The sequence below is a fragment of the Massilia sp. DWR3-1-1 genome (assembly GCF_049898325.1).
Lineage (GTDB): Bacteria > Pseudomonadota > Gammaproteobacteria > Burkholderiales > Burkholderiaceae_D > JAFCUW01.
Genome location: NZ_JAFCXL010000009.1, coordinates 84,652 through 101,492, shown reverse-complemented (window position 1 = coordinate 101,492; position 16,841 = coordinate 84,652). Strand labels below are relative to the sequence as shown.

The 16,841-nt window shown below is 65.2% G+C and carries 17 protein-coding genes; 9 read left to right on the top strand and 8 right to left on the bottom strand.

The window, feature by feature from the left end; translation table 11 throughout:
- Positions 1-126: 126 nt before the first annotated feature.
- Positions 127-3,033: an EAL domain-containing protein gene (locus tag ACP7EY_RS11560; protein WP_426193600.1), complete on the top strand. Its 2,907-nt coding sequence runs from the start codon at positions 127-129 to the stop codon at positions 3,031-3,033.
- Here the strand turns inward: ACP7EY_RS11560 and xth are convergent.
- Entirely contained in the window at positions 3,014-3,778 is a 765-nt protein-coding gene (gene xth / locus ACP7EY_RS11555) for an exodeoxyribonuclease III (RefSeq protein ID WP_426193598.1), read from the bottom strand. The genes ACP7EY_RS11560 and xth overlap by 20 nt on opposite strands.
- A 471-nt stretch (positions 3,779-4,249) precedes the next feature.
- Here xth and ACP7EY_RS11550 point away from each other — a divergent pair, with 471 nt between their 5' ends.
- From ACP7EY_RS11550 to ACP7EY_RS11535, 4 genes are all read left to right on the top strand, one after another.
- On the top strand, positions 4,250-4,552 hold the full coding sequence (locus tag ACP7EY_RS11550; RefSeq protein ID WP_426193596.1) for a hypothetical protein: 303 nt from the start codon (positions 4,250-4,252) through the stop codon (positions 4,550-4,552).
- Positions 4,552-4,755: a DUF1653 domain-containing protein gene (locus tag ACP7EY_RS11545; protein ID WP_426193594.1), complete on the top strand. Its 204-nt coding sequence runs from the start codon at positions 4,552-4,554 to the stop codon at positions 4,753-4,755. The genes ACP7EY_RS11550 and ACP7EY_RS11545 overlap by 1 nt, the downstream gene beginning before the upstream one ends.
- A 44-nt stretch (positions 4,756-4,799) precedes the next feature.
- Positions 4,800-5,276, top strand: coding sequence for a CreA family protein (locus tag ACP7EY_RS11540; RefSeq protein ID WP_426193592.1), 477 nt, complete (start codon positions 4,800-4,802; stop codon positions 5,274-5,276).
- Between the two features lie 94 nt (positions 5,277-5,370).
- The gene (locus ACP7EY_RS11535; RefSeq protein WP_426193590.1) at positions 5,371-5,823 is read left to right on the top strand and encodes a hypothetical protein; all 453 of its coding nucleotides are present in this window, start codon (positions 5,371-5,373) and stop codon (positions 5,821-5,823) included.
- 80 nt (positions 5,824-5,903) lie between these two features.
- Here ACP7EY_RS11535 and ACP7EY_RS11530 read toward each other — a convergent pair whose 3' ends face one another.
- The gene (locus tag ACP7EY_RS11530; protein ID WP_426193588.1) at positions 5,904-7,400 is read right to left on the bottom strand and encodes a leucyl aminopeptidase; all 1,497 of its coding nucleotides are present in this window, start codon (positions 7,398-7,400) and stop codon (positions 5,904-5,906) included.
- An 87-nt stretch (positions 7,401-7,487) separates the two neighbouring features.
- Here ACP7EY_RS11530 and lptF point away from each other — a divergent pair, with 87 nt between their 5' ends.
- The 4 genes from lptF to ACP7EY_RS11510 all read left to right on the top strand — a co-directional run bounded on the left by lptF (position 7,488) and on the right by ACP7EY_RS11510 (position 10,763).
- A complete protein-coding gene (gene lptF / locus ACP7EY_RS11525) occupies positions 7,488-8,603 on the top strand; it encodes an LPS export ABC transporter permease LptF (protein WP_426193586.1) in 1,116 nt (371 codons plus the stop codon).
- Positions 8,600-9,766, top strand: coding sequence for an LPS export ABC transporter permease LptG (gene lptG, locus ACP7EY_RS11520; protein ID WP_426193584.1), 1,167 nt, complete (start codon positions 8,600-8,602; stop codon positions 9,764-9,766). Before lptF ends, lptG begins: the two co-directional genes overlap by 4 nt.
- Entirely contained in the window at positions 9,766-10,137 is a 372-nt protein-coding gene (locus tag ACP7EY_RS11515; RefSeq protein WP_426193582.1) for a sirohydrochlorin chelatase, read from the top strand. Before lptG ends, ACP7EY_RS11515 begins: the two co-directional genes overlap by 1 nt.
- A 137-nt stretch (positions 10,138-10,274) precedes the next feature.
- On the top strand, positions 10,275-10,763 hold the full coding sequence (locus ACP7EY_RS11510) for a hypothetical protein (protein ID WP_426193580.1): 489 nt from the start codon (positions 10,275-10,277) through the stop codon (positions 10,761-10,763).
- Here ACP7EY_RS11510 and cobA read toward each other — a convergent pair.
- The 6 genes from cobA to ACP7EY_RS11480 all read right to left on the bottom strand — a co-directional run bounded on the left by cobA (position 10,752) and on the right by ACP7EY_RS11480 (position 16,789).
- Positions 10,752-11,495: a uroporphyrinogen-III C-methyltransferase gene (gene cobA / locus ACP7EY_RS11505; protein WP_426193578.1), complete on the bottom strand. Its 744-nt coding sequence runs from the start codon at positions 11,493-11,495 to the stop codon at positions 10,752-10,754. The two genes, ACP7EY_RS11510 and cobA, sit on opposite strands and share 12 nt — an antisense overlap.
- A 9-nt stretch (positions 11,496-11,504) precedes the next feature.
- A complete protein-coding gene (locus ACP7EY_RS11500) occupies positions 11,505-12,848 on the bottom strand; it encodes a sulfate adenylyltransferase subunit 1 (RefSeq protein WP_426193576.1) in 1,344 nt (447 codons plus the stop codon).
- The gene (gene cysD, locus ACP7EY_RS11495) at positions 12,848-13,759 is read right to left on the bottom strand and encodes a sulfate adenylyltransferase subunit CysD (protein ID WP_426193820.1); all 912 of its coding nucleotides are present in this window, start codon (positions 13,757-13,759) and stop codon (positions 12,848-12,850) included. The genes ACP7EY_RS11500 and cysD overlap by 1 nt, the downstream gene beginning before the upstream one ends.
- A gap of 70 nt (positions 13,760-13,829) precedes the next feature.
- A complete protein-coding gene (locus tag ACP7EY_RS11490) occupies positions 13,830-14,546 on the bottom strand; it encodes a phosphoadenylyl-sulfate reductase (RefSeq protein ID WP_426193574.1) in 717 nt (238 codons plus the stop codon).
- A gap of 7 nt (positions 14,547-14,553) precedes the next feature.
- Positions 14,554-15,111: a DUF934 domain-containing protein gene (locus ACP7EY_RS11485; protein WP_426193572.1), complete on the bottom strand. Its 558-nt coding sequence runs from the start codon at positions 15,109-15,111 to the stop codon at positions 14,554-14,556.
- A complete protein-coding gene (locus ACP7EY_RS11480; RefSeq protein WP_426193570.1) occupies positions 15,104-16,789 on the bottom strand; it encodes a nitrite/sulfite reductase in 1,686 nt (561 codons plus the stop codon). Before ACP7EY_RS11480 ends, ACP7EY_RS11485 begins: the two co-directional genes overlap by 8 nt.
- Positions 16,790-16,841: the final 52 nt, after the last annotated feature.

Genomic DNA, 16,841 nt, shown 5'->3' with positions numbered 1-16,841 from the left:
TTGTTTCCCAGTGCCATCATCGGCATTGGGCGCGGGCGCGATTTCAATTTTCTGGCGTAGCGGCAAGCATCGGTTTATCATCGTCCCAAGAGTGGCCCATCCGGAAGCCGCCGCATGACGAGACACATGGATCGACTCAACCCCCAGCCGGCGGCGCTTGCGGCAGCATTGGCGCTGCTCGGCGCGCCCGCCTGCGCCTGCGACGGCGATGGCCTGATCATCGCCACCAATCCCGCGCTGGAACAGCTGCTGGGCGCCGGCCTTATCGGCCGCCCCCTGCTGGCGTTTTTTCGTGGCGCCAGCCGGGCCAGCGGCGCGGCCATGCTGCGCCAGGCCGTCAGCGTGGCCGGCGAGGGCAGGGCCACGCTCGGCGCGGGCGTGGGCGAGGTGGCGGTGCACCTGTTCGCCAAGCCGCTGGCGGTCGCCGCCGGCGGCCCCGGCTTTACCATGGTGCTGACCGACATCGGCCATTTCGAGCGCAGCCAGGCCGCCTTGCGCCAGAGCCTGCTCGAACAGAAGGCGATCCTCGACAATGCCTCGGTGGGCATCCTGTTCAGCAAGGGCGGCATCATGATGTCGTGCAACCCCCGCTTTGCCGAGATGTTCGGCTACAGCCAAGGCGCCATAAGGGGCCAGCCGGCCGCCATGCTGTTCCTCTCGGCCGAGGATTACCGCGCGTTGGGCGCCGTCGCCGGCCCCCTGCTGGGCAAGGGCCTGCCCTACGAATGCCCCGAGCACCAGTTCGTGCGGGGCGACGGCGCGCTGTTCTGGTGCCGTATCCGCGCCAAGGTGCTCGACACCGACCGCAGCCAGGACGGCACCATCTGGATTCTCGAGGACGTCACCGAGTCGCGCCAGACCCTGATCGAGGTGCAGGCCATCATGACGAACGCCTCGATCAGCATCCTGTTTACCAAGAACCGCGTGGTCACCCGCTATAACCGCGGTTTCGCCCAGATGTTCGGCTACGGGGCCGAGGAGGCGCTCGGTTTGCCGGGGCGCGCGCTCTATCCCAGCGACGCCGTCTACGCGATGGTGGGCGAAGCGGCCTGGCCGCTGCTGTCGGCGGCGCTGCCGTTCCAGACCGACGTGACGATGCAGCGCAAGGATGGCAGCGTGCTGTGGGCGCAGTTGATCGCCTACGTCGTCAATCCCGACGACCCTGCCGCCGGCACCATCTGGATCATTGAAGACCGCACCGACCACAAGCGCGCCGAAGAAGCGCTGCGCAACACCCTGCTGGAAAACCAGGCCATCCTCGACAGCGCGGTGCTGGGCATTTCCGTGGTCGAACACGGCTACAACCTGCGCAGCAACGCCAAGATGGAGGAGCTGTTCGGCTACGGGCCGGGGGCGATGGACGGCTTGTCGGTGCGCGCCCTGTATCCCGATCTGGCGGCCTGGCAGCGCGCCCGCATCGAGACGGGCCGCGATTTTGCGGCAGGCCGGGTGAGCACCTGCGAAATCGAACTGGTGCGCAAGGACGGCACCCTGTTCTGGGCCAGGCTGTCGGGCCGGCCGTTCGACCTGGCGCGCCCGCGCGACCGCTCGGTATGGCTGATCGATGACGTGACTGCCCGCCGCGAGGCGGCCGACAGCGTGCGCCGCGCGCGCGACGGGCTCGAATTGCGGGTCCAGGAACGCACCGCCGAACTGGCCGGCGCCAATGCCCTGCTGCAGGCGGAAATCGTCGAGCGGCGCCAGGCCGAGGCACGCATTCACCACATGGCCTACCACGACAGCCTGACGGGCCTGCCCAATCGCGCCCTGCTGAGCGACCGCCTCGAGCGCGCCATGCTCGGCGCCGCGCGCGGCGAGCGCCAGCTGGCGGTGATGTTCCTCGACCTGGACCGCTTCAAGACCATCAACGATTCGCTGGGCCACCAGACGGGCGACCATCTGCTCAAGGAGGTCGCCAGCCGCCTGTGCGGGGCGGTGCGCGCCAGCGACACCGTGGCGCGCCTCGGTGGCGATGAATTTGTCGTGCTGGTGCCGGGCCTGCGCGGCAGCATCGAAACGGTCAGCGTGGCCGAAAAAATCATCGAGGCACTCGACACCCCGTTTTCCGTCGAGGGACGGCTGCTGCACATCACGCCGTCGATCGGCATCTGCCTGTACCCGGACGATGGGGCCGACGTCGATACCCTGATGCGCCATGCCGACGCGGCCATGTATCACGCCAAGGCGAGCGGGCGCAACAATTACCAGTTTTTCACGCAGACGATGAACCAGGCGGCGGCCCAGCACTTCGAGCTGGAAAGCAGCTTGCGCTTCGCGCTGGCGCAGGAACAGTTCGCGCTGTTTTATCAGCCCATCGTCGATACCGGCACGCGCCGCCTGCAGTCGCTCGAGGTGCTGCTGCGCTGGCGCCGCCCCGATAGCACGCTGGTGCTGCCCGACCGCTTCATTCCCATCCTCGAAGAAAATGGCCTGATCGTGCCGGTGGGCGAATGGGTGATGCGGCGCGCCTGCGAGCAAAGCATGGCCTGGCAGGGCGCCGGGCTGGCGGCCGTGCCGCTGGCGCTGAACCTGTCGCCGCGCCAGTTCATGCACCGCGGCCTGATCGAGTCGATCCGCCGCACCCTCGACGCCACCGGCATCGACCCGGCCCTGATCGAATTCGAGATCACCGAAACGGCCTTGATGCAGCACGGCGAACAGACGCTGGAGATCCTCGGCCAGATCAACGCGATGGGCATCCGCCTGTCGATCGACGACTTCGGCACCGGTTACTCAAGCCTGGCCTACCTCAAGCGCTTCCCCGTGCGCAAGCTCAAGATCGACCGCGCCTTCATCAAGGAACTCGAAACGAGCGCGGAAGACCGCGCCATCGTCGGCGCCATCATCGCCCTGTCGAACAGCCTGCAACTGGCGGTGGTGGCCGAAGGGGTGGAGACGGAAGGGCAGTTCGCCCTGCTGGCCCAGGTCGGCTGCACGTATGCCCAGGGTTACCTGTTTTCCCCGCCGGCGCCGGCGGCCAGCGTGCCAGCCCTGCTGGGGCCGCTTGCGTTCGTCAATCGAGCGTTGCCGTGACGGGCGCGTGATCGGACGGCTGCTCCCAGGTGCGTGGTTCGCGGTCGATGGCGCAGGCGGTGCAGCGCACCGCCAGTGGGGCCGACAGCAGGATGTGATCGATGCGCAGGCCGCGGTTGCGGCGAAAGCCCAGCATGCGGTAATCCCACCAGCTATAGGACTTGTCGGGCTGCTCGAACAGGCGGAAGGCGTCGCGCAGGCCCAGCGCCGTCAGCGCCGTCAGGGCGCCCCGTTCGGCGTCGGAACAGTGGATCTGGCCGGCCCATTCGACGGGATCGTGGACGTCGCGGTCTTCCGGGGCGATGTTGTAGTCGCCCAGGATGGCCAGCTGGGGGTGGCAGGCCATCTCCTCGGCCAGCCACTCGCGCAGCGCCGCCAGCCAGCTCAATTTATAGGCATATTTCTCGGAATCGACTGCCTGGCCGTTCGGCACGTAGGCGCAGATGATGCGCACCCCATCGACGGTGGCGGCGATGATGCGCTGCTGGGGATCGTCGAAGCGGGGATTGTTTCTGACCACGTCCACCAGCGGCAGGCGCGACAGGATGGCCACACCGTTATAGGTTTTCTGGCCGCTGAACACCACCTGGTAGCCGGCGTCGTTGATGGCGTCGATGGGAAATTTGTCGTCCGTCAGTTTTGTCTCTTGCAGGCACAAGACATCGACCGGATGCGCCGCCAGCCACTGCAGGAGATGCGGCAGCCGGACTTTCAGGGAATTGACATTCCACGTTGCTATTTTCATGGGAGGGTGGAGAATAAAAGGAATGAAAGGGGACGGACCGGGCGAAAAATCCCCGCTAAAACAGATGAGTACGCCAGAGGGCGACCAACAACGACATCGTGCAATAACAGCAGCTCGCGAAAAAAACTGTTGTCTTTATGTTCCTCCCGGGCGCAATCTGTGGCAAATTGTAACAAACCAGCGACAAGGGCTTCAAATTAGCCTATTGTTACTGAGAGGGTATCAAATATTGCATAGTTACAACGCGCGGTGTAGCATTGCTATGGTGAAAAACGCGTCGCCCTCGGGGGCGTGTCGTTTGGATCATAACAACAGAACACGACGGTGGAGCGAATAGTTGTTGAAATTCCTCCAAGAGATGATACTATTGGGAAATGTTGTATTTCTCATAGTGTGAAACGCAGACAGAGCGTGTAAAGGATAAAAATGCGCAGTGCATTCGAGGCATGGGCACAACGTGACGGGCACATTGTGCGTCGCCGTGAGGACAAGCCCGAGGAATACCTGGTGTTTGAAACGCAACGCCGCTGGGTGATCTGGCAGGCTGCGCTGGCCCATGGCAAGACCGCCGCCGCCGCCCAAAAGCCCGCTGCCGTCAAGCCTGCCAAGGAAATCCAGGCTGACGAGGCCGCCATGCGGAACCGCGTTCTCAACGAGGTGCTCGACGCCTTCAGCGACCTCGACGACGCGGCCGGCATCGAAGCGGCCTTGCGCGTCATCCAGAACCTGAAGAAAAAGCAGAAAGCGCTGGCGGAACAAAAAGCCGAAAGCTGATGCCGTCTGGTACTGGTCGTTACAGGCACTATAAAGGCGGACTCTACGAGTTCGTCTGCATCGCCACGCTTGAGTCGGACCTGTCCCCCATGGTGGTGTACCGTGCGGCCGACGGCACCACCTGGATCCGTCCTGAATCGGTGTTCTTCGAGACCGTGCTGGTCGACGGCGTGGCAGTACCCCGGTTTGCACCGGTGGCATGATGACAACGAGGCCCGCACGGGCCTTTTTCTTTTTCGAGGATACTATGCGCACTGTTTTTGCCGCCAGCCTGGCCATCGCCGCCAGCCTGGCCCTGTCGTCGGCGTCTGCCGAAACCGTCGGCGCGGTCGATACCGCGTTCAAGCTGATCGGCCCCGATCACAAGGTCGTGGTCGAAGTGTTCGACGACCCGAAGGTGGCCGGCGTGAGCTGCTACCTGTCGCGCGCCAAGACGGGCGGCATCAAGGGCGCCATCGGCCTGGCCGAAGACAAGGCCGAGTCGTCGGTCGCCTGCCGCCAGGTGGGGCCCTTGAGTTTTCCGGGCAAGGTGCCCAAGCAGGAAGAAGTGTTCAGCGAGCGGGCCTCGATATTCTTCAAGCACGTGCGCGTGGTGCGGATGGTCGACCCCAAGCGCAACGCCTTGATTTATCTCGTCTATTCGGACCGCCTGATCGACGGCAGCCCGAAAAACAGCGTCACCGCCGTGCCCGTGCCGGGCAATCAGCCGATTCCCCTGAACTAACACCCTCATGATCGAACGCATGCTGCCGTAAACAAGGTACAGCAAGCCGGCGGGCACCTCGTCCGCCGGCTCGCTTCCGACCAGGAATGACATCATGCGTTCGACCATCCACCGCGCTGCCTTGTGCACGGCCTGCCTGCTGCTGGCCGGTTGCGCCACCATCACCGACTCGTCCCAGCAGGAAATCGAAGTGCGCAGCGTGCTCGATCACCGCGAGGTGGGCGGCATCGGCTGCGTACTGTCGAACAAGAACGGCCGCTGGTTCGTCAACACGCCGGGACGGGTGCTCATCCGCAAGAGCAATGACAATCTCAATGTCGACTGCGGCAAGGCGGGCGTGGGCAGTTCGGTCGAGGCGGTGGCCTCGCAATACGGCTACGGCAAGATGATCGGCAATGCCGTCATCAGCGGCGGCCTCGGCTATTATCTGGACCGCCGCTCGGGCGCCGGCTTTGATTATCCGGCCGTGGTCACCATCCTCATGCATGCCGACAAGGATGCCGCCGACATGGCCAGGGTGACGGAAACCGGCAGCGCGATCTATTGAGGTGCGCCGTCCAGACGTAAAAAAGGCGGATCCGCGGATCCGCCTTTTTGCTTTCTACACTGCGCGCGCGGGGTCGAAACTTATGCGCGGTTGAGCAGGAAGTTCGACAGCAGCGCCACCGGACGACCGGTGGCGCCCTTGGCGCCGCCCGACTTCCAGGCGGTGCCGGCGATGTCGAGGTGGGCCCAGGCGTAACTGCGGGTGAAGTTTTCCAGGAAGGCGGCGGCGGTGCAGCTGGCGCCGCCCGGGCTGCCGATATTGCCCAGGTCGGCAAAGTTCGATTTCAGCTGGTCGTTGTACAGCTCGCCGATCGGCAGGCGCCAGGCGGTGTCGCCCGCCTGCTTGCCGGCGTCGAGCAGTTCCTGCGCCAGGTGGTTGCCGGCGTCGTCGTCGCGCGCGAACAGGCCGCTGTTGTGGTGGCCCAGGGCGACGATGCAGGCGCCCGTCAGGGTGGCGATGTCGACCACGGCGGCGGGATTGAAGCGCTCGGCGTAGGTGAGGGCGTCGCACAGCACCAGGCGGCCTTCGGCGTCGGTGTTGAGCACTTCGATGGTCAGTCCGGCCATCGAGGTGACGATGTCGCCCGGCTTGGTGGCGCGGCCCGACGGCATGTTTTCGCAGGCGGCAATGATGCCCACCACGTTCATGGCCAGGCCCATTTCACCGATCGCGCGGAAGGTGCCCAGGACCGAGGCGGCGCCGCACATGTCGTACTTCATTTCATCCATGCCGGGGCCGGCCTTGAGCGAAATGCCGCCCGTATCGAAGGTGATGCCCTTGCCGACCAAAACCACCGGGGCGTCGCTTTTCTTGCCACCCATGTGTTTGAGGACGATGAACTTGGGCGGCTCTTCGCTGCCGGCGCTGACCGACAGGAAGCTGCACATCTTGAGCGCTTCGAGCTGCTTGCGCTCGAGGATCTCGACGTCGAATTTATAGTCCTTGGCCAGCTTCCTGGCCGTGTTGGCCAGGTAGGTGGGGGTGCAGACGTTGGCCGACAGGTTGCCCAGTTCCTTCGTCAGGTCCATGCCGCGGGCGATCGCCTGGGCCTGGGCCAGCGACTGCCTGGTGCGGGCGTCGACGAAGTCGGCGGCCAGGGTGAGTTTCTTGACGCCGCTGCGCTCCGGGTCTTTCCTGCTTTTCTGGCCGTCGGTGCGGAACTGCGCCTCGTGGGCGGCGGTGACGATGCAGCCGATTGCCCAGGCCTGGTCGCGGCCTTTCACATCGGTCATGGGAAATGCGATAATGGCGTCGTTTGAACCGAGCTGGCCGAAGCACTTGAGGGTCGCGTGCACGGCACTGGCGAAGTTTTTCTCGCTGACGGCGTCAGCGCTGCCCATGCCCACCAGCAGCACGCGCGCCGCCGTGATCCCGGCCACGCCGCGCAGCAGCAAGGTCGAACCGGCCTTGCCGCTGATGTCGCCGGACTTGAGCGCCGCGCTGATATCGCCATGCTGATCGAGGGCGCTGGCCGCTGCCGACAGTTTTTTATTTTCGTACACCGCCACTGCGACACAGCCGGTTTTTGCCGACAGGATGGGGTTCTTGGTGTCGTATGCTTTTATGCTAAAGTCCATTGGATTCTCCGTTTCGTTTGTGACGCGCACTGCTCAACCTGTGATTATATCTGCCGAATGATTTTCCAACGCGCCCTTCGACGGGAAATGGCCAGTTCCGCTGGCGCCACCTTCACGGTGCTGTTCTCGATTTTCGTCACCTGGACGCTGATCTCGATCCTGGGCCGCGCCGCCGGCGGCAAGGTCGCATCGAGCGACGTGGTGGCCCTGATTGTGTTTTACGTCATCGGCAACCTACCCACCATCATCATTCTGACGGGGTTTATCGCCGTGCTGGCCGTCGTCACGCGCAGTTACCGTGATTCCGAGATGGTGGTGTGGTTCGCCTCCGGCCAGTCGCTGGCGCGCTGGATCTGGCCCGTCATGTCGTTCGGCCTGCCGCTGGTGCTGCTCACGGGCGTGCTCAGTTTCGTCGCCGCGCCGTGGGCCAAAATGAAAAGCAATGAATTCGTGCAGCGCTTTGAAAAGCGCGAAGACCTCAAAAAAGTCGCGCCCGGCCAGTTTCGCGAGTCCGCCGGCAGCAACCGCGTGTTCTTCGTCGAGGGCGGCGCCAATGCCGCCAGCAACAACGCCGTGCAGAATGTCTTCGTCAACACCGTCGAGGGCGGCATCAACACGGTGGTGGTGGCCAAGGAAGGCGTGATCGAGTCGGACGGCAAGGGCGGCCAGTTCCTGGTGCTCAAAAACGGCCGCCGCTACCAGGGCACGCCGGGCCAGGCCGATTTCCAGACCATGGAGTTTGGCCGCTACAGCATGCGCGTGGCCACCAAGGTACCCGTGCTGGGCGCCGACGTGCCGGTCGATAACCTGTCGACGGCGGCGCTGCTGCTGGTGCCGAACCGCTACACGCGCGCCGAACTGTTGTGGCGCATCGCGCCCCCCGTCATGTGCGTGCTGCTGATGCTGCTGGCCATCCCGCTGGGCTTCGTCAACCCGCGCGCCGGCAGTTCCGTCAACCTGATCCTGGCAGTATTGATCTTCTTCACCTACAGCAACCTCGTCAAGCTCACGGAAGCGAGCGTCAAGCAGGAGAAGATGCAGTTCGCGATGGCCTGGTGGCCCGTGCACCTGATGGTGCTGCTGGCAGCGGTGGGCCTGTTCGCCTGGCGCCTGAACGTCAATCACCGCTATCACCCGCTGGTGTTGCTGGCCGCGTTCAAACGCCGCCGCGCCTGCGCCCGCAAGGCCGAGGTGATCGCATGAAAATCCTGCAGCGCTACTTTGCCGTCAACATCATGCAGGCGGTGTTTTTTGTCATGCTCGCCCTGCTGGCGCTGACCGCCTTCATGGACCTGACGGCCGAATTGCCGGCCGTCGGCCAGGGCGGTTACCTGATCCAGCATGCCTTCCTGTACGTGGGCTTGCTGCTGCCGGGCCACGTGTACGAAGTGATGCCGGTGGCGGCCCTGATCGGCACCATTTATGCCATGTCGCAGTTCGCCGCCAGCTCCGAATTTACCATCATGCGGGCCTCGTCCATGTCGACCCGCCAGGCGATGGGCATGGTGTTTCGGATCGGCATCGTATTCGTGGTGATTGCCTTCTTCTTCGGTGAAGTGGTCACCCCGCGCAGCGCGCCGCTGGCGGAAAAAATCAAGCTCAGTGCCAAGGGCGCCACCTTGTCGCAGGCATTTCGTTCCGGCATGTGGACCAAGGACGTCGTGCACGCGAGCGGCACCACCGGCGCCGTGACGGGCTCGCGCTTTTTCAACGCGCGCCAGTTCAAACCGGACGGCCAGTTGATCGATGTCAAGCTGTACGAGTTCGACACCCGCATGCAGATGCGCTCGCTGGTGACGGCGGCCAGTGCCACCTTCGAAGGCAACAACACCTGGCGCCTGGCCGACGTGACGCAAACGCGCTTCGTCAACGGCCGCGACCTGGCCGGCGCCGCCCCGGCGGCCGCCGGCGTGCTGGGGCAGGACGGTAACACCGTTTCCACGCGCAAGCTGGCCAGCCTGGAGCTGGTGTCGGAAGTGACGCCGAAAATCCTGTCCGTGTCGTCGGCCGACCCGGACCGCATGTCAGCCAGCGAGCTGGCCGTCTACACCCGCCACCTGGCCGACAACAAGCAGGAAAACGACCGCTTCAAGATCGCTTTCTGGAAAAAGCTGTTCGACCCGCTGGCGATTTTCGTGCTGATGGCGCTGGCCTTGCCGTTCGCCTATCTGCAAAGCCGCAGCGGCGGCGTCAGCCTGAAAATTTTCATCGGCATCATGATCGGCGTGAGCTTCCTGCTGGTCAATACCCTGTTTTCCCATCTGGGCATGCTCACCACCTGGCCGCCCGTGATCACCGCGCTGGCCCCCAGCATCTTGTATCTGCTGCTGGCGCTGGGCGCCTTGTGGCGCGTGGAGCGACATTAATGCATACGAACAAATCCCTGGTCCTGTTTGCCCACGGCGCCCGCGCCGCTTCCTGGGCCGCGCCGTTTGAAAAACTGCGCGATGCCACCGCCGCCCGCGTGCCGGACGTGGCCGTGACGCTGGCCTTCCTCGAACTGATGGAGCCGCGCCTGCCGGCCGAGGCGGCGCGCCTGGCCGCCGCCGGCGTCGACGAGATGACCATCGTCCCCGTGTTCCTGGGGCAGGGCGGCCATCTGCTGCGCGACCTGCCCTTGCTGGTCGAGCAGTTGCGGCTGGACCACCCGGGCATGGCGATCAAGGTGGCGGGCGCCGTCGGCGAAGACCCTGGCGTGCTCGAGGCCATGACGCGCTATTGCCTCTCGGCCATTTAAGCGCCGCATCGGCCGTTCACTGCGCAGCCTTTGCGCTGCGTCATATGCCAGATGCGCGTGCGCCTTTGACAGGGGCACCACCCGCGCCCAGACTTGACAGAGCCGCGCGCTTCGCCGGCGTCACTGTCAATCCGGCCATGTTCCTCGATTTTTCCAAGCTCCTGTTCCTGACCCTGACCGAACTGCTGCGGCGGGCCTGGCTGGGCTTCAAGCATCACATGCCATACACGGCCAATGTGCTGCTGTTGCCGGCCGCGCTGGCCGAGGCCAGTTGCGCGCGCCGGCTCGAACGCATGGTGCGGCGCCTGAACGCCATGGGCGCCAAGATCGACCTCGTGCGCGCCGAGCTGCGCAGCGGACGCAATGTCGACCTCATCGAAAGCGACCGCAATTTTCGCCACATGCTGGGCGTCGTCAAAACCGATATGGGGCTGTTGCAGCGCGAAGCGGCCGCCTGGCAACACGACCGCAGCGCCACCATCGCCAGCGCCCGCCTGGGCGCCGCCTTGAGCGCCGTGGCCAGGGTCAGCGAGCGCCTTCATGGCACGGCCGATGTGTTGTTGTGGGAACTGGCGGAGCGCGACCGCCTGCGCGGCGGGCGCCCCACGGCAGATTCAGGCTTGTAGGGGCGCCGCCCCGCCGTGCTGCGTCTCGCGCAGTCGCAAGGCTTCACCGATCATCACCAGCACGGGGCCGTGGGCCATCTCCAGCCCCTGCGCCAGCTCGTGCAGGTCCATGCGCATGATGCGCTGCTCGGCCCGGCTGCAGTTTTCCACCACCACCACCGGCGTGTTGTCTGCCCGTCCGCCCGCCAGCAGGCGGCGCGCCGTGGCAATGGCTTCGCGCCCGCCCATGTACTGCACCAGGGTGTCGGCGTCGGGCGTGACGGGCATGGGGTCGGCGTGTTCGGGCGCCGTGCTCGAGGTAAAAAACGCCACGCTGCGGGCGATGCCGCGGCGTGTCAGCGGTTGCTGGGCGGCGGCGGCGGCGGCCAGCGCGGTGGTGATGCCGGGCACGATTTCGACGGCAATGCCCGCTTCTTCGAGCGCGCGCAATTCCTCATCGGCACGGCCGAACAGCATCGGGTCGCCGCCCTTCAAGCGCACCACCAGGGCAAATTTGCTGGCGCATTCGACCAACTGCGCATTGATCCAGTCCTGCCGCGCCGACTGCTTGCCACAGCGCTTGCCCACGTCGATCAATTGCGCGCGCGGGCACAGTGCCAGCATGTCCGGCGCCACCAGGGCATCGTGCAACACCACGTCCGCCTGCGCGAGCAGGCGTGCGCCGCGCACGGTGATCAGGTCCTGGGCGCCGGGGCCGGCGCCCACCAGGAAGACTTTGCCAAGGCCAGTCATTGACCCGCCTCAGGCGTCCAGGCGGATCATGCCGGCGGCGACCGTCTGGTGCGTCACTTCATCGATCAGGATGAAGGCGCCGGTGGCGCGGATGGCGTCATAGGCGTCGGCCGCCAGCGGCTGCTGCACGGTCAGGGCGATGCGGGCGATGTCGTTCAACTTCAAGCCGGCGGCGGGGTCGAGATCGGCCCGGCGCTGCTGGGTGTTGATGTCGAGGATGCTGTCGACCCTGGTCACTTTGGCCGCGCTCTGGCGGGTGCCGTGCTTGATCCAGTATTTGCGGCGCAGGTCGAGCGGCTCGTCGGCCATCCAGCAGACGTCGGCGCTCACTTGCTTGAGCAGGGTGGCGGGGCGGTCGGCGCTGGCGAGCATGTCGCCGCGCGAAATGTCGAGATATTGATCGAGCAGCAGCGTCACCGACTGGCCCACCACGGCCGACGCATGCGAGCCGTCAAAGGTGAGAATGTCCTTGACGGTGGCCGCCCGGCCCGATGGCTGCACCACCAGATGGTCGCCGACGCTGACCTTGCCCGCTTCGATGCGGCCCATGTAGCCGCGGAAGTCGTTCGCCTCGTGGCCGTTGTGGCGCGCCACCAGTTGCACGGGAAAGCGGAACGGCGCGTGGTGCGACGCTTCCTGCACGGGCAGCGCTTCGAGCAGGGAAATCAGGGTGGGGCCGTCGTACCAGGCCATGTTCGTGCTGGGCGCGACGACGTTATCGCCCGACAGGGCCGACAGGGGAATCGGCGTGACGTCCTTCAGGCCCAGGCTGGCGGCAAACTCGCCGTAGGCCTTGACGATGCGGTCGTACACGGCTTGATCGTAGTTCACCAGGTCCATCTTGTTGACGGCGACGATGACGTGCTCGATCTGCAGCAGGTGGGCCAGGGTCGAGTGGCGCTTGGTCTGGATCAGCAGATCGACGCCGCCGTCCTCGCGCAGCTTCACTTTCGACACGTCGATCAGGATGATGACGGCGTCGGCGGTGGAGGCGCCCGTGACCATATTGCGCGTGTACTGCTCGTGGCCGGGGGTGTCGGCGATGATGAACTTGCGCTTGGGGGTGGCGAAGTAGCGGTAGGCGACATCGATGGTGATGCCCTGTTCGCGCTCGGCTTCCAGGCCGTCCGTCAGCAGCGACAGGTCGACGGCGTCGCCGACGGTGCGCTTGTGCTTCGAGCGCGACATGGCGTCGAGCTGGTCGGCGAAAATGCCCTTGCTGTCGAACAGCAGGCGGCCGATCAGGGTGCTCTTGCCGTCGTCGACGGAGCCGGCCGTGATGAAGCGCAGCAGGCCCGCGCTGGCGGCGTCGATGGCGGTGTGCGGGGTCAGTGTATCGAGAAGCGCGTTCATCAGAAGTATCCTGCTTTCTTACGTTTTTCCATCGAGGCTTCGGAGGTCTGGTCGTCCATCCGGGTGGCGCCCCGCTCGGTGATCTGGGTGATGGCCGTTTCGGCGATGATCGCTTCGACCGTCGATGCATCCGACGAGACGGGGCAGGTGCACGAAATGTCGCCCACGGTGCGAAAGCGCACCACCTGGGTTTCGACGGTTTCGCCTTCGCGCGGGGGCGTCAGGTCGGTCAGCGGCACCAGCAGGCCGTTGCGGGGAATCACCTGGCGCTCGTGGGCGAAATAAATCGGCGGCAGTTCGAGTTGTTCGCGCTGGATGTACAGCCACACATCGAGCTCGGTCCAGTTCGAAATGGGGAACACGCGCATGTTCTCGCCCGGGTGCACGCGGGTGTTATACAGGTCCCACAATTCGGGGCGCTGGGCTTTCGGGTCCCACTGGCCGAATTCGTCGCGGAACGAGAAGATGCGTTCCTTGGCGCGGGCCTTTTCCTCGTCGCGGCGGGCGCCGCCGATGCAGGCGTCGAAGCCGTGTTCGGCGATCGTCTCGAGCAGCGTGACTGCCTGGGCCGCGTTGCGCGAGTCGGTGGCGGGATGGCGCAGGCGCACCGTGCCCTTGCGGATCGATTCCTCGACCGAGCCGACGATCAGGCGCTCGCCCAGTTCGGCCACGCGCTTGTCGCGGAAGGTGATGACCTCCGCAAAATTGTGGCCCGTGTCGATGTGCACCAGGGGGAAGGGGAATTTACCGGGCCGGAAGGCTTTTTCGGCCAGGCGCAACAGCACCACCGAGTCTTTCCCGCCCGAGAACAGCAGGGCGGGATTGGCGCATTCGGCGGCCACTTCGCGCAGGATGTGGATGGCTTCGGACTCGAGCGCGTCGAGGTGGCGCGCGTTGATGTCGGTGCGCATTTGCGAGGCGCGCGCGGTGTCGTGCAGTGTGTTCATGGAGTACCTTGGTGCGGGTGGCTGGAGAGGGAGCTCAGGCCGCCACGGATTTTACGCGGATCAGTTTGCCGTCGACCATGTGCAGGCCGCATTCCTTCTGGTCGGGATTTTCCCACCACCAGCGGCCGGCGCGCACGTCTTCGCCCGCCTCGACGGCGCGCGTGCAGGGCGCGCAGCCGATCGACGGGAAGCCCTGGTCGTGCAGGGCGTTGTACGGCACCTCGTTGGCGCGCAGGTAGTCCCAGACGTCCTGTTCGCTCCAGTCGGCCAGCGGGTTGAACTTGACCATGCCGTGCGCGGGATCGTCTTCCTGCACCGCCAGTTCGGCGCGCGTGCTCGACTGGGCGCGCCGCTGCCCCGTCACCCAGGCGCGCTGGCCGGCCCGCGCGCGGCCCAGCGGCTCGACCTTGCGGATGCGGCAGCACTCGCGGCGCATCTCGACGCTGTTATAGAAGGCGTTCAGGCCATTGGCGGCGACGTAGTCGGCCACCGCCTGCGCCTGCGGGTGATAGACGGCGATGTTGTAGCCGTAGCGGGCGCGCACGGCGTCGATCACCGCCACCGTTTCGGGATTGAGGCGTCCCGTGTCGAGCGAAAAAATGGTGATCGGCAGGCCCGCCCTTAAAATCAGGTCGGTCAGCACCATGTCTTCGGCGGCCAGGCTCGAGGCGAACACCGCGGGCGAAAAATCGGCGGCAATGCGGGCCAGGGTGGCACCGGTGGCGGCGAGGAGGGAGGTTAAATCGCGCATGCGGGCCTCAGATGCCGTAGCCGACATCAGGCGTGTCGCCCTGCACCGTGCGCTCGGCGCGGCGGAACAGGGGCAGCGGCTGATCGACCGAGGCCTGGTAGGTTTCGGAAAAATCGGTCAGGCCCTTGACGGCATCGTCGATGCTGCGATCGGGCCGCGTGGCGTAAGCGTCGAAGCCCACCCGATGCATCGAAAACAGCTGGTCGCGCAGGACGTCACCGATGGCGCGCAGCTCGCCCGTGTAGGCCAGGCGCTTGCGCAGATTGAAGGCGATCGAATAGCCGCGGCCATCGGTGAACTTGGGGAAGTCGACGGCGACGACGTCAAAGCGCTCGAGCTGGCCCTTGAGCACTTCCGGGCGCTCGTCGGCGCCGAACCACACGCCAAGCTCGGCGCGCGCGGCCAGCGTGGCCGCCTGCGCCAGCCACACGGCCAGCGGCACGATGAGCTTGCCCTCAGGGACCGGTACCGACTCGGCCGTCTGGCCTTCGTCCAGGCGCAGCACCTGCCAGTCGTCGGCGACGACGCTACGGCCCTTGATGATACGTTCGTGATGCTCAAGCATAGTGGTCTTCTCCAACGAGGCCGCCCTTGTCAATCGGGGTGGCGTAGACGAATTCTTTAAAGGGGGCGATGCCCAGGCGCTGCGCCGTTTCGGCGAAGCGTTCGCCTTCGAAGCGCTCGCGCACATACACCTGCAGCAGGCGGCCGATCACTTCGGGCATTTGCTGGCTCGAGAACGACGGCCCGATGATCTTGCCGATGGCCGCTGCGTTGCCCTGGGCGCCGCCGATCGACACCTGGTAGAACTCGCTGCCATCCTTGTCGACCCCCAGCACGCCGATCGAGCCCACGTGGTGGTGGCCGCAGGCGTTGATGCAGCCGGAGATATTGAGTTCGATCTCGCCGATATCGTGCTGGAAGTCGAGGTTGTCGAAGCGCTCGGCGATGGCGGCGGCGATCGGCAGCGACTTGGCGTTGGCCAGCGAGCAGAAGTCGCCGCCCGGGCAGCAGATCATGTCGGTGAGCAGGCCGATATTCGGCGTGGCCAGGCCCTTGGCCTTCACCAGCGTCCACAGTTCGTACAGGCGCGCCTGTTCGACGTCGGCCAGCACCAGGTTCTGTTCGTGCGTGACGCGCAGTTCGCCGAAGCTGAACTGGTCGGCCATGTCGGCCACGAAGTCCATCTGCGCGGCGGTGGCGTCGCCCGGCGGCACGCCGGTTTTTTTCAGCGACAGGATGACGGCGGCGTAGCCCGGTCGCTTGTGCGGGTGCACATTGCGCGACAACCAGTTGGCGAACGCTTTTTCCGGATGCGCCACCAGCGGATCGATCGCGGCCAGCGCCTTGTAGGCGGGCGGCGCGAAGTAGGCGGCCACGCGCGCCAGTTCTTCCTCGGTGAGGGTTTCGGCGCTGTCTTTCAGGTCGAGCCATTCGGCTTCCACCTGGCGGGTGAATTCTTCCACGCCCAGCGCTTTGAGCAGGATCTTGATGCGCGCCTTATACTTGTTGTCGCGGCGGCCGTACTGGTTGTACACGCGCATGACCGCTTCCGTGTACGTCAGCAGGTGCTGCCACGGCAGGAAGTCGCGGATCACGCTGCCCAGGATGGGGGTGCGGCCCATGCCGCCGCCGGCCATGAACTTGAAGCCGATCTCGCCTTGCGCATTCTTCACCACCGTCAGGCCGATGTCGTGCACGGCGATCGCCGCGCGGTCCTCGACGGCGCCGTTGATGGCCACCTTGAACTTGCGCGGCAGGGCGATGAACTCGGGGTGGAAGGTCGACCATTGGCGCATGATTTCCGCGAACGGACGGGGATCGATGATCTCGTCGCTGGCCACGCCGGCAAATTCGTCGGAGGTGACGTTGCGGATGCAGTTGCCGGAGGTCTGGATGGCGTGCATTTCGACCGAGGCCAGGTGGGTCAGGATGTCGGGCGTCTGCTCCAGTTCGATCCAGTTGAACTGGATGTTCTGGCGCGTGGTGAAGTGGCCGTAACCGCGGTCGTAGTCGCGCGCGATGGTGGCGAACATGCGCATCTGCTGCGACGACAGCAGGCCATACGGCACCGCGACGCGCAGCATGTAGGCGTGGCGCTGCATGTACAGGCCGTTTTGCAGGCGCAGCGGCACGAACTCGGCCTCGGTCAGTTCGTCGCCGAGGCGGCGGCGCACCTGGTCGCGATACTGGGCGATGCGCTCGCGTACGATAAGATGGTCAAACTGGTCGTAACGGTACATAAATCATCCTGAAAGAGGAACCACTGCGAGATGCCCGGGTACTGGGCGCCCC